Annotated in this window: 9 protein-coding genes; 5 read left to right on the top strand and 4 right to left on the bottom strand. The window is 71.4% G+C overall.

What is annotated here, in order from left to right; genetic code table 11:
• Window positions 1–15: 15 nt before the first annotated feature.
• Both OHB44_RS11915 and OHB44_RS11910 read right to left on the bottom strand, forming a co-directional pair.
• Window positions 16–1,089 carry a FecCD family ABC transporter permease gene (locus tag OHB44_RS11915; protein ID WP_238686236.1) on the bottom strand — a complete coding sequence of 358 codons (1,074 nt, stop codon included), beginning with the start codon at window positions 1,087–1,089 and terminating at the stop codon, window positions 16–18.
• A complete protein-coding gene (locus OHB44_RS11910) occupies window positions 1,086–2,132 on the bottom strand; it encodes a FecCD family ABC transporter permease (protein WP_210781359.1) in 1,047 nt (348 codons plus the stop codon). The genes OHB44_RS11915 and OHB44_RS11910 overlap by 4 nt, the downstream gene beginning before the upstream one ends.
• Window positions 2,133–2,273: 141 nt before the next feature.
• On the opposite strand from OHB44_RS11910, the gene OHB44_RS11905 reads away from it, so the two are divergent.
• On the top strand, window positions 2,274–2,633 hold the full coding sequence (locus tag OHB44_RS11905; protein ID WP_091402189.1) for a YciI family protein: 360 nt from the start codon (window positions 2,274–2,276) through the stop codon (window positions 2,631–2,633).
• A 12-nt stretch (window positions 2,634–2,645) separates the two neighbouring features.
• Here OHB44_RS11905 and OHB44_RS11900 read toward each other — a convergent pair whose 3' ends face one another.
• The gene (locus OHB44_RS11900; protein ID WP_266303087.1) at window positions 2,646–3,038 is read right to left on the bottom strand and encodes a cytidine deaminase family protein; all 393 of its coding nucleotides are present in this window, start codon (window positions 3,036–3,038) and stop codon (window positions 2,646–2,648) included.
• A gap of 143 nt (window positions 3,039–3,181) precedes the next feature.
• On the opposite strand from OHB44_RS11900, the gene hrpA reads away from it, so the two are divergent.
• A complete protein-coding gene (hrpA, locus tag OHB44_RS11895; RefSeq protein ID WP_330440804.1) occupies window positions 3,182–7,246 on the top strand; it encodes an ATP-dependent RNA helicase HrpA in 4,065 nt (1,354 codons plus the stop codon).
• A 79-nt stretch (window positions 7,247–7,325) separates the two neighbouring features.
• Here the strand turns inward: hrpA and OHB44_RS11890 are convergent, their stop codons facing one another.
• Window positions 7,326–8,258 (bottom strand): LysR family transcriptional regulator, encoded by a 933-nt coding sequence (locus OHB44_RS11890; RefSeq protein ID WP_238686239.1) that lies wholly within the window; start codon window positions 8,256–8,258, stop codon window positions 7,326–7,328.
• A 35-nt stretch (window positions 8,259–8,293) separates the two neighbouring features.
• Here OHB44_RS11890 and OHB44_RS11885 point away from each other — a divergent pair, with 35 nt between their 5' ends.
• The 3 genes from OHB44_RS11885 to OHB44_RS11875 are packed head-to-tail and all read left to right on the top strand — an operon-like array spanning window position 8,294 to window position 11,725.
• Window positions 8,294–9,025 carry a succinate dehydrogenase cytochrome b subunit gene (locus tag OHB44_RS11885; protein ID WP_266303089.1) on the top strand — a complete coding sequence of 244 codons (732 nt, stop codon included), beginning with the start codon at window positions 8,294–8,296 and terminating at the stop codon, window positions 9,023–9,025.
• 1 nt (window position 9,026) lies between these two features.
• Window positions 9,027–10,964: a fumarate reductase/succinate dehydrogenase flavoprotein subunit gene (locus tag OHB44_RS11880; protein WP_238686240.1), complete on the top strand. Its 1,938-nt coding sequence runs from the start codon at window positions 9,027–9,029 to the stop codon at window positions 10,962–10,964.
• A complete protein-coding gene (locus OHB44_RS11875) occupies window positions 10,961–11,725 on the top strand; it encodes a succinate dehydrogenase/fumarate reductase iron-sulfur subunit (protein WP_238677177.1) in 765 nt (254 codons plus the stop codon). Before OHB44_RS11880 ends, OHB44_RS11875 begins: the two co-directional genes overlap by 4 nt.
• The last annotated feature ends 580 nt before the right edge of the window (window positions 11,726–12,305 follow it).

Raw genomic sequence — 12,305 nt, 5'->3', positions numbered from 1 at the left:
CGACTCCTTGAGGCGTCACGACGACCGCCGCCGGCCACGCAGCAGCAGGAAGATCAGGTACGGGCCGCCGATCGCGGCGGTCAGCACACCGGCGGGTAGTTGGGTGGGTGCGAACAGGCGCCGGCCGGCCAGGTCGGCCAGCACCAGCAGGAGTGCGCCGAGCAGCGCCGCGCAGACCAGCGGTGGTCGTTCGGCGCGTACCAGGCGACGGGCCACCTGCGGGGCGACCAGCGCCACGAAGTCGACGGCGCCGACCTGGGCGGTGACCATCGCGGCGACGAGTACGCCGGTGCCGGCGAGGCCGATCCGGCGGGCCACCGGGCGCAGCCCGACGCCCCGGGCGGTGTCGTCGTCCAGGGCGCTGCTATTCAGCGCCCAGCCGGCCCAGGCCAGCACCGGCAGCAGCACCAGCAGCGTGCCGGCGATCCAGGCGGCCTCGGTCCAGCCCTTGCCGGCCAGCGTGCCGATCAGCCAGATCTGCGCGCGCAGACCGTCGATCGGATCGGCGGTCAGCATGACCACCTCGGTGAGCGCCCGGAAGCCGAACGCGACCGCCACCCCGGCGAGCACGAACCGCTGCGCGGCCAGCCCGTGCCGAGCACCGAGAGCGAACAGCAGCACCGCCGCGAGCAGCCCGCCCACCAGCGCGGTGGGCGCCACCAGCACCGCGGCCATTCCGCTGGTCAGGGCCACTGTCGCGGCGAGGCCGGCGCCCTGGGTGATGCCGATGACGTCCGGGCTGGCGAGGGGGTTGCGGGCCACGCTCTGGATCAGCGTGCCGGCCACGCCGAAGGCGGCGCCGGCCACGGCCGCCAGCACCACCCGCGGCAGCCGAAGATCAAAGACCACGAGGTCGTACGGGGTGCCCGCTCCGGAGAGGGCGCGCAGCACGTCGGCCGGGGCGACGTACGGGGTGCCCAGCGAGAGGCTGAGCACGACGGCCAGCAGGAGCAGCACTGTCAGCGCGGCGGCCACCAGCACCGAGCGGCGGCGGATCAGCAGGCTGACCGGGCCGATCCGCAGCAGCGACCGTCCGGGCAGCCGAGCCGCATCGGCACGAGGCGTGCCCGCGCGCTGCGTGGTCGTCACGCGGTCACCACCCGGGCGCGGCGGACCAGCACGGCCAGCAGTGGCGCGCCGATCAGCGCGGTGACGATCCCGGCCGGGATCTCGCCGGGCGGGGCGACGAGCCGACCGACGATGTCGGCGGCGAGCAGCAGCGCCGGTCCGAGCAGGGCGGAGACGGCGAGGGTCCAGCGGTGGTCCGCGCCGACCAGGGCGCGGGCCAGGTGCGGCACGGCCAGCCCGACGAACGCGACAGGTCCGGCGGCGGCCACCGCGGCGCCGGTCAGCAGCACGGCGGCGAGGCCACCACCGAGGCGGACCAGGCCGATCCGGTGGCCGAGACCACGGGCCACGTCGTCGCCGAGGGCCAGCGCGTCCAGGCCCCGGGCGACCAGGGCGGCCAGCACCAACCCGACGAGGACGAACGGCAGCACCTGCGCGGCGACCGACAGGTCCCGTCCGGCCAGCCCGCCGACCACCCAGAAGCGGTACTCCTCGAAGGTGCGGGCGTCGATGCTGAGCAGGGCGTACACCCCGGAGGCCAGGCTGGCGTCGAGCGCCGCGCCGACCAACGCGAGGGTGACCGGGCTGGCGCCCTCGCGGGCGCGGGTGGCGATGGCGAAGACCAGCAGTCCGGCGATCAGGGCCCCGGCGATGCCGAACCAGACGTACCCGGCGAGCGTGCCGACGCCGAAGACGGAGATCGCGAGCACCACCCCGAACGACGCGCCCGCGCTGATGCCGAGGATGCGCGGCTCGGCGAGGGGGTTGCGGGTGAGCGCCTGGAACAGCACCCCGGCCACGGCGAGCGCGAGCCCGACAGCGAGGCCGAGGGCGGTCCGGGGCATCCGCAGCTCACGGACGATGGTGCTGGCGTCGCCGCCGTCCGGCGCGACGAGCGCGTGCCAGACCTGGTCGACGCCGAGTTGTCGGCTGCCGAGCGCGAAGCTGGCCAGCACGGTGAGCAGCAGCACCAGCGCGGCCGCGACGGTGACGGCCACCCGGCGGCCGGTGCGGGTGCCGGACCGGTTGCGGGCCGGGGTCGGCCGGGTGGCGAGGGTGGTCACGAGTCTCCTGCACGTTCACGCTTAGGTTCGCCTAACCTTAGCCGCTCAGTTGAGGGTCACCTAACTGGCGCTCATCGATCCGCAGGAGGCTGAGCAGGGCAGACGCCCGCGCGAAGAGAGCCGCGCGCCTACTGTTGGCTCATGCGATTCGACCAGCACACGGTCGTCCTGCTGACCCGGCCGTCGGATCCGCCGGAGTTGCCGCAGGACGCGATCGACCGGTTGCGGGACGCGCACCTGGCCCACCAGGCGGGCCTCGTGCAGCAGGGGCTGGTGCTCGCGGCCGGGCCGTTTCTGCACCCCGACGACGAGCAGCTGCGGGGCTTCGTGGTGTTGTCCATCGCCCCGGACGAGGCCCGCGCGCTGTTCGCCAACGACCCCGCCGTGCGGGCCGGTCGCCTGGTCGCGCGGGTCACGTCGTGGCTGCTTCCGGAGGGCACCCTGCGGTTCGAGAGCGTGCCGGTGCCGCAGTCGATGCTGGAGGCGGCCTCCGGGGACTGACCCCGGGCCCGGTCAGCCGGCCGATTCGCTGCCGGTCTCCGCCGGCAACTCACCGAGCGGGACCACCCGCAGGGCGTCCATCGGGCCGACGATCACCCGCAGCTCGGGGAAGTAGTCCCGCAGCACCTGCTGGCACCGGTCACAGGGCGCGACGACCTCGCGGCCACGGTCGGCGACAGTGACGATCGTCTCCAGCGCGGTGACGCCCTGCGTGGCGGCCGTGCCGATCACGACAAGCTCGGCGCAGGCCCCTCCGGTGGCGTGCTGGACGTTCACGCCGGTGAAGACCCGCCCGTCAGCGGTACGGGCCGCCGACGCGACAGTGTGGTGCTGGCTGCGGCAACGCAGCTTGGAGACCGCGGTGGCGGCCTGCACCAACGCACGGTCGGTGTCGCGCATCTCCATCCGGCTCCCCCAGCGCTCGACGTCGGCCGCCAACTCTAGGGCCCGCTCGTGGCCGTCAACGGACCGGAGGTGGCCGTCGGAGAGCCGGCCGCTCGGTAACCCAGGAGCGGTGCGCCGCCGGGCTGCCTATCCTTGGGCACGACATGCAGAATCCAACCGCCTCCGTCGCGTCCGACCCCGTTCGCGAGCTGCACCGCCGCCTCACACCTCTGATGTTCCGCGACCAGCGCCGGCTCCAGCGGCGACTGGACGGTGCCCGCAAACTGCGCGACCCGCAGCGTCGGGAGGCGGCGCTGACCGAGATAACGGCTGACCTGGTCCGGGCCGAGCAGCGGCTCGCCGCCCGACAGGCGGCGGTGCCCGTGATCACGTACCCGGTGGGCTTGCCGGTCAGTGAGCGCAAGGACGACATCGCCGCCGCCATCCGCGACCACCAGGTGGTGATCGTGGCCGGCGAGACCGGCTCCGGCAAGACCACCCAGATTCCCAAGATCTGTCTGGAGTTGGGGCGCGGGGTGCACGGCCTGATCGGGCACACGCAGCCCCGCCGGTTGGCCGCCCGGACGGTGGCCGACCGGATCGCCGACGAGCTGGGCACCGAGTTGGGCGACGTGGTCGGCTACAAGGTGCGCTTCACCGACCAGGTCAGCGAGCGCAGCCTGGTGAAGCTGATGACCGACGGCATCCTGCTGGCCGAGTTGCAGACCGACCGGATGCTGCGCCAGTACGACACGCTGATCATCGACGAGGCACACGAGCGCAGCCTCAACATCGACTTCATCCTCGGGTACCTGCGGGAACTGCTGCCCCGCAGGCCCGACCTCAAGGTCATCATCACCTCGGCGACCATCGAGACCGACCGGTTCGCCAGGCACGTCGCCGGTCCACCCACCGCCGACGAGCCGGAGGGCGTACCCGCGCCGGTGGTCGAGGTGTCGGGTCGCACCTACCCGGTGGAGGTGCGCTACCGGCCCCTCGTCGAGCTGGCCGAGGGCGAGGAGGACGGCGACGGCGACGACGAGAACGTCCGCGACCAGATCCAGGCGATCGGCGACGCCGTCGAGGAGCTGGCCGCCGAGGGCCCCGGCGACATCCTGGTCTTTCTCAGCGGCGAGCGGGAGATCCGGGACACCGCCGACGCGTTGGGCAAACTGGTGCAGAAGAAGCGCTCGCTGCTCGGCACCGAGATCCTGCCGTTGTACGCGCGACTCTCCTCCGCCGAGCAGCACCGGGTCTTCGCCGCGCACTCCTCGCGCCGGGTGGTGCTCGCCACCAACGTCGCGGAGACCTCGCTGACAGTGCCCGGCATCAAGTACGTGGTGGACCCGGGCACCGCCCGCATCTCCCGCTACTCCAGCCGGCTCAAGGTGCAGCGGTTGCCGATCGAGCCGATCTCCCAGGCGTCGGCCAACCAGCGCAAGGGCCGCTGCGGCCGTACGTCGGACGGCATCTGCATCCGCCTCTACGACGAGCAGGACTTCCTCTCCCGCCCCGAGTTCACCGATCCGGAGATCCTGCGGACCAACCTGGCGTCGGTCATCCTCCAGATGACAGCGATCGGGCTCGGCGACCTCGCCGCGTTCCCGTTCATCGACCCACCGGACAAGCGCAACATCGCCGATGGCGTCAACCTGCTGCACGAGCTGGGCGCGTTGGACCCGACCGAGGCCGACCCGGCGAAGCGGCTCACCGCGCTCGGCCGGCGGTTGGCCCAGTTGCCTGTCGACCCGCGCCTGGCCCGGATGGTGGTCGAGGGCGAACGCAACGGCGCCGCCACCGAGGTGCTGGTGATCGCCGCCGCGCTGTCCATCCAGGACCCGCGGGAGCGGCCGGCCGAGAAGCAGGCCCAGGCGGACCAGGCGCACGCCCGGTTCGCCGACAAGGAGTCGGACTTCGTCGCCTTCCTCAACCTGTGGCGCTACCTGCGCGAGCAGCAGCGGGAGCTCTCCTCCAGCGCGTTCCGTCGGATGTGCAAGGCGGAGTACCTGAACTACCTGCGCATCCGCGAGTGGCAGGACATCGTCAGCCAGCTGCGCCAGGTGCTGCGTACCCCGTCTGAGGGCGACCGGCGTGGCGGGCGGCCGGCACGCGACAGCTCGGACGACGCGGACGCCGGCCGGGGCCGCCGGGGTGGCGCGGACCTGCCGGAGGAGATCGACACCCCGAAGGTGCACCAGTCGCTGCTGCCCGGCCTGTTGTCGCACATCGGCCTCAAGGACGCCCAGAAACACGAGTACCTGGGGGCGCGGGGCGCCAAGTTCGCGCTCTTCCCCGGGTCGGCGTTGTTCAAGAAGCCGCCGCGCTGGGTGATGGCCGCCGAGCTGGTGGAGACCTCCCGGCTGTGGGGGCGCATCGCCGGCCGGGTCGAGCCGGAGTGGGTCGAGCCGCTGGCGCAGCACCTGGTCAAGCGCAGCTACAGCGAACCGCACTGGGAGAAGAAGCAGGCCGCGGTGATGGCCTACGAGAAGGTCACCCTGTACGGCGTCCCGCTGGTCAGCTCCCGCAAGGTCAACTTCGGGCGGATCGACCCGACGCTGAGCCGGGAGCTGTTCATCCGGCACGCCCTCGTCGAGGGCGACTGGCAGACCCACCACCAGTTCTGGACGGACAACAAGCGGCTGCTCGCCGAGATCGAGGAGTTGGAGAGCAGGGCCCGGCGCCGGGACATCCTGGTCGACGACGAGACCATCTTCGGCTTCTACGACCAGCGGATCCCGGCCGACGTGTCCTCCGGCCGGCACTTCGACAGCTGGTGGAAGAAGACCCGCCGCGAACAACCCGACCTGCTCACCTTCACCCGCGACCTGCTGATCAACGACGGCCGGCCCGGGGTGGACGAGGACGACTACCCGGACGAGTGGCAGGCCGACGGGGTGAGCCTGCCGCTGACCTACCGGTTCGAGCCGGGCACGCCGGACGACGGCGTCACGGTGGACATCCCGCTGCCGCTGCTCAACCAGGTGCCGGCGGAGACCTTCGACTGGCAGGTGCCGGGGCTGCGCGAGGAGACGGTGATCGCGCTGATCCGCTCGCTGCCCAAGGCGATCCGCCGCAACTTCGTTCCGGTGCCGGACTACGCCCGGGCCGCGCTGGCGGCGATCACCCCCGGCGAGGAGTCGCTGCTGGACGCGCTCACCCGGCAGCTGCGGCGGATGACCGGGGTGACAGTGCCCCGCGACGCCTGGGAGCCGGGCAAGCTCCCGGCGCACCTGCGGGTGACCTTCCGGGTCCTCGGCGACGACGAGAAGCCGGTCGCCGAGGGCAAGGACCTGCCGGCCCTGCAACGCCAACTCCGCCAGGAGGTACGCCAGGTGGTGGCGGCCGCCGCACCGGAGGTGGCCCGCACCGGGTTGCGCGAGTGGAGCATCGGCACGCTGCCCCGGACCATCGAGCAGGTCCGCGCCGGTTACGCGGTCACCGCGTACCCGGCGCTGGTCGACGAGGGCGCCACGGTCGGGGTGAGGGTGTTCGACTCCCCCGCCGAGGCGGAGGCGGCGCACTGGGCCGGCACCCGCCGGCTGCTGCGGCTCACCGTGCCGTCCCCGGCGCGGTTCCTGCAGGGGCGGCTGGACAACGAGGCGAAGCTGGCGTTGAGTCGCAACCCGCACGGCGGCGTGCAGGAGCTGATCGAAGACGCGGCGGGCGCTGCCATCGACCGGCTGATCGGTGTGGCCGGCGGGCCGGCGTGGGACGCCGACGGCTTCGCTGCCCTGCGCGAGAAGGTACGCGCCGACCTGGTCGACACCGTCGTCGAGGTGATGGACCGGGTCCGCAAGGTCCTCGCCGCCGCGTACGCCGTCGAGCAGCGGCTCGGTGCGACCCGCAACCTCGCCGTGGTGGCGGCGCTGGCCGACATCCGCAACCAGCTCGCCGGGCTGGTGCACGCCGGTTTCATCACCGAGACCGGGTACGCGCGCCTGCCCGACCTGCTGCGCTACCTCACCGCCATCGAACGTCGGCTGGAGCGGCTGGGCGGCAACCCGCAGCGGGACCGCCAGCAGCAGGACCGGATCGCCGTGGTGCAGAAGGAGTACGCCGACCTGCTCGCCAACCTGTCGCCGGCCCGCCGTCAGGAGTCGGCCGTCCGGCAGATCCGCTGGATGATCGAGGAGTTGCGGGTGAACGTCTTCGCCCAGGCGCTGGGCACTCCGTACCCCGTCTCCGAACAGCGGATCTACCGGGCGATGGACGACGCCGAGGGCCGCTGAGCCGACGGCCGGGCCGCTGCCGGCCTCTTCGCGGCAGCGGCCCCGGCTGGCCTCTTCGCGGCCGGCGGGCCCCGGCGGGTCAGGTCAAGGGCTCGACGCCCGGGGGCAGTTCGCCGAGGTCGATCGCCGACTGGATGTAGTCGAGCAGGATGCGCCGAAGCTCCCGACCGGCGTGGGTGGGTACGACGTCGCGCCGACGGGCCACCGCGATGGTCCGCCGCACCCCGGGCGGGGCGAGTGGTGTGATCCGCACGCCCGGCCGGCGAGCCAGCACGATGCCGGGCACGAGAGCGATGCCGAGCCCCGCCTCGACGAAGCTGAGCACAGCGTCCATCTCGCCGCCGTCCACAGCGAAGGTGGGTTCGAAGCCCGCCTCCCGACACGCCTGGATTGTCGCGTCGCGCAGGTCGTACCCCTCGCGGAACATCACCATCGGCTGGTCCCGCAGGTCGGTGATGCGCAGCTCCCCGGTCGTCGACGCGGTGGGCACCTCCCCCACCGAGGCCACCACCAGGCTCTCCCGCAGGATCGGGTCGACCCGCAGCCCCGGGTCGGCCCCTTGCGCCGGCATGATGATGAGGGCCAGGTCGAGATCGCCGCGGAGCAGGTCGCGCACCAGGTCCTGCGAGCCACCCTCCTCGACCTTGAGATCGACTGTGGGGTGCGCGTCGCGGAACCGGCGCAGCACCGGCGGGGCGAGCGAGGTGGCCAGACTGGGGGTGGCGCCGAGCCGCACCCGGCCCCGGCGCAGCCCGACCAGTTCCTGGACCTCCCGGGTCGCGGTCTCCACGTCGGCGAGGATGCGGGTGGCCAACGGCAGCAGCACCTCACCCGCCGCGGTGAGGGCGATGTTGCCCCTTACCCGCTCGAACAGTGGTGCGCCGAGGTCGGCCTCCAGAGCGTGAATTTGCTTACTGAGAGAAGGCTGAGTGATGCCGACCAGGTCGGCGGCTTGGGTGAAATGTCGTACTTCGGCCACCGCGACGAAGTACCGAAGCTGATGGAGCTGCATCTACATAGCCTACGGCTATCAACACTGCGAGTTTGATGCATTGGACGACTGGTCGAAGTGCTCCTAGCGTCGGTCCTGTGGTAATCACGAAGACTCGGTCGCCCATCCGCTCGAACGTCGGCCTCAAAGCCGTCATGGCGGTGACGGGCATCCTGCTGGCGCTGTTCCTCATCGCCCACATGCTCGGCAACCTGAAGGTGTTCACGGGGGAAACCTCGTTCGACCACTACGCGCACTGGCTGCGCGACATCGGCAAGCCACTGCTGCCCGGCGTCTGGTTCCTGTGGATCCTGCGCACCGTGCTGGTCGTGGCGGTCGTCGCCCACATCGTGGCCGCCACCGTGCTGGCCCGGCGGGCCCGCGCCGCCCGCCCGGTCAAGTACGCCCACCGCAAGAAGGTCAACGGCAGCTACGCGGCCCGCACGATGCGCTGGGGTGGAGTGATCATCCTGCTCTTCGTGATCTACCACCTGCTGGACCTGACCACCGGCACGCTGAACCCGGTCGGCAACGAGAGCAAGCCGTACGGCAACGTCGTCGCCGACTTCGCCCCGGAGCGCTGGTACGTCACGCTCTTCTACACGCTGGCCATCCTCACGGTGGGCTTCCACCTGCGCCACGGCGCGTTCAGCGCGTTCCGCAGCCTCGGCCAGCAGACGCCGCGCGGCGAGCGCAGGGCGCGTACCGCGGCTCTGATCTTCGCCGTGCTGCTCTGCGCCGGGTACCTGGTGGTCCCGTTCGCCGTACTCACCGGATTGGTGTCCTGACATGGAACTCTTCACCGAGGGCGACCCGATCGCCGACACCAAGGCTCCCGCCGGCCCGGTCGAGAAGCGTTGGGAGACCCGGCGCTTCGAGGCCAAGCTGGTCAACCCCGCCAACCGCCGCAAGATGACGGTGATCGTGGTCGGCACCGGGCTGGCCGGCGGCTCGGCCGCCGCGACCCTGGCCGAGCAGGGCTACCACGTCAAGTCCTACTGCTACCAGGACAGCCCGCGCCGGGCGCACTCCATCGCGGCACAGGGCGGCATCAACGCGGCGAAGAACTACCGCAACGACGGCGACTCCGTGCACCGGCTCTTCTACGACACCGTCAAGGGCGGCGACTTCCGCTCCCGGGAATCGAACGTGCACCGGCTCGCCGAGGTGTCGGTCAACATCATCGACCAGTGCGTCGCCCAGGGAGTGCCGTTCGCCCGCGAGTACGGCGGCCTGCTGGACACTCGCTCCTTCGGTGGCGCCCAGGTGCAGCGCACCTTCTACGCGCGGGGCCAGACGGGCCAGCAGTTGCTACTCGGCGCGTACCAGGCCCTGGAGCGGCAGATCGGCCTGGGCAACGTCGAGATGAACACCCGGCACGAGATGCTGGAGCTGGTCCTCGTCGACGACAAGGCCCGGGGCATCGTCGTCCGGGACATGGTGACCGGCGAGATCAGCACCGAGATGGCCGACGCCGTGGTGCTCGCCTCCGGCGGCTACGGCAACGTCTTCTACCTCTCCACGAACGCCAAGGGCTGCAACGTCACCGCCACCTGGCGGGCGCACCGCAAGGGCGCGTACTTCGCCAACCCCTGCTACACGCAGATCCACCCGACCTGCATCCCGGTCTCCGGCGACCACCAGTCGAAGCTGACCCTGATGAGCGAGTCGCTGCGCAACGACGGCCGGGTCTGGGTGCCGAAGACCAAGGGCGACGACCGCAGCCCGAAGGACATTCCGGAGGACGAGCGGGACTACTACCTGGAGCGGATCTACCCCTCCTTCGGCAACCTGGTCCCCCGCGACATCGCCTCCCGCGCCGCGAAGAACGTGTGCGACGAGGGTCGGGGCGTCGGGCCGACGAAGCTCGGCGTCTACCTCGACTTCGCCGACGCGATCGGCCGGCTGGGCCGCAAGGCCATCGAAGCCAAGTACGGCAACCTCTTCGAGATGTACGAGCGGATCACCGGCGAGGACCCGTACGAGGTGCCGATGCGCATCTACCCCGCCGTGCACTACACGATGGGCGGCCTGTGGGTCGACTACGACCTCCAGTCGAACATCCCCGGCCTGTTCGTGATCGGCGAGGCGAACTTCTCCGACCACGGCGCGAACCGGCTCGGCGCCTCGGCGCTGATGCAGGGCCTCGCCGACGGCTACTTCGTGCTGCCCACCACCATCGCCAACTACCTGGCCTCCGGTCCGCTGGAGAAGGTCGACGCCAGCCACCCGGCGGCCGTCGAGGCGCGCACCGACGTCGAGGACCGCGTCCAGCGGCTGCTCGCCGTCGACGGCGACCGGACCGTGGACTCGTTCCACCGGGAACTGGGCCAGATCATGTGGGAACACTGCGGCATGGAGCGCAGCGAGGCCGGGCTGCGCAAGGCGATCGACGAGATCCGTGCCCTGCGCGAGCAGTTCTGGCAGCGGGTCAAGGTGTCCGGCACCGGCGAGGAACTCAACCAGTCGCTGGAGAAGGCCGGCCGGGTGGCCGACTTCTTCGAACTGGCCGAGCTGATGTGCATCGACGCCCTGCACCGCGAGGAGTCCTGCGGCGGCCACTTCCGGGCCGAGCACCAGACCCCCGACGGTGAGGCGCAGCGCGACGACGACCGGTTCGCGTACGTGGCGGCCTGGGAGTTCACCGCCGACGGCGAGCCCTCGGTGCTGCACAAGGAAGACCTGAAGTTCGAATACGTCCACCCCACGCAGCGGAGCTACAAGTGAACCTGACCCTGCGCATCTGGCGCCAGAAGGGCCCTGAGGACAAGGGTCGGATGGTGACCTACCCGGTCGACGACGTGTCCCCGGACATGTCGTTCCTGGAGATGCTCGACGTGCTCAACGAACGGCTGATCCTCGCGGGCGAGGACCCGGTGGCGTTCGACCACGACTGCCGCGAGGGCATCTGCGGCATGTGCGGCCTGATGATCAACGGCGACGCGCACGGGCCGCAGCGCGGCACCACCGCGTGCCAGCTGCACATGCGGCAGTTCACCGACGGCGAGACGATCGACATCGAGCCGTGGCGGGCCAGCGCCTTCCCGGTGGTCAAGGACCTGGTCGTCAACCGGAGCGCCTTCGACAAGATCATCGCGGCCGGCGGTTACGTCACCGCGCCGACCGGCAGCGCGCCGGAAGCCCACTCCACCCCGGTGGCCAAGGCCAACGCCGACGCCGCCTTCGAGTCCGCCGCCTGCATCGGCTGCGGCGCCTGCGTGGCAGCCTGCCCCAACGGCTCCGGCATGCTCTTCACCGCCGCCAAGCTCACCCAGCTCTCGCTGCTGCCGCAGGGCCAGCCCGAGCGCTACACCCGGGTGATCGGCATGGTCGACGCGCATGACGAGGCCGGCTTCGGCGGCTGCACCAACGCCGGCGAATGCACCCCGGCCTGCCCGAAGGGCATCCCGCTGAACACCATCGGCCGGCTCAACCGCGACTACCTCGCGGCCACCGCCAAGGGAGCCAACAACACCCCCGGTTCCTGACGTCCGCCGTACCGACCGCCGTATCCCGCTTTCCCAGGGGTACGGCGGTTTGGCGTTCGGCTCTGGCTCTTTGGCTTTGGCTTTGGTTGCGGTGGGGGCTGGGGCGACCGTCCCCGGCTCCGGGCGGTCAGGCTTGATCCCTCCGCCGGGGACGGTCGCCCCAGCCCTGACCCTGGTCACGGCTCGTCCGCACCACCGGCCCCCTCGCCTTATCTCGCCTCGTCTCGCATCGCTGCGCTTGCCGCGCTTGCCGCGCGCATGGCCACGCACGGCCGCACCGCGCCTCGCCTCACTGCACCGCATCTCACCGCGCCTCGCCTCACCTCACCTCGCCTCACCTCGCCTCGCGTGATCCACTCGGGTTTCAGGAAATCGGCCTGTTGCCGGGCGCCGGATACCGCGACTTCAAGGAACGCGAGTGGATCAGCTCGATCTCGGCCCGGACGAGCCGTACCGCAGCGCGACAAAGACCGTTAAGGCGCGCATATCGCCGCCTCGATGCGCGGCTCGTTGACTCCCCCGGCGAAGCGCACAAGCAATAGCCATCCATGCACCCAAGCCACAGGCCCGAACCCGGCCC

Source organism: Micromonospora sp. NBC_00821, assembly GCF_036347035.1.
Classification (GTDB): domain Bacteria; phylum Actinomycetota; class Actinomycetes; order Mycobacteriales; family Micromonosporaceae; genus Micromonospora; species Micromonospora hortensis.
Note: the sequence above shows the minus strand (reverse complement) of the source record. Positions and strands in the feature narration are given on the sequence as shown.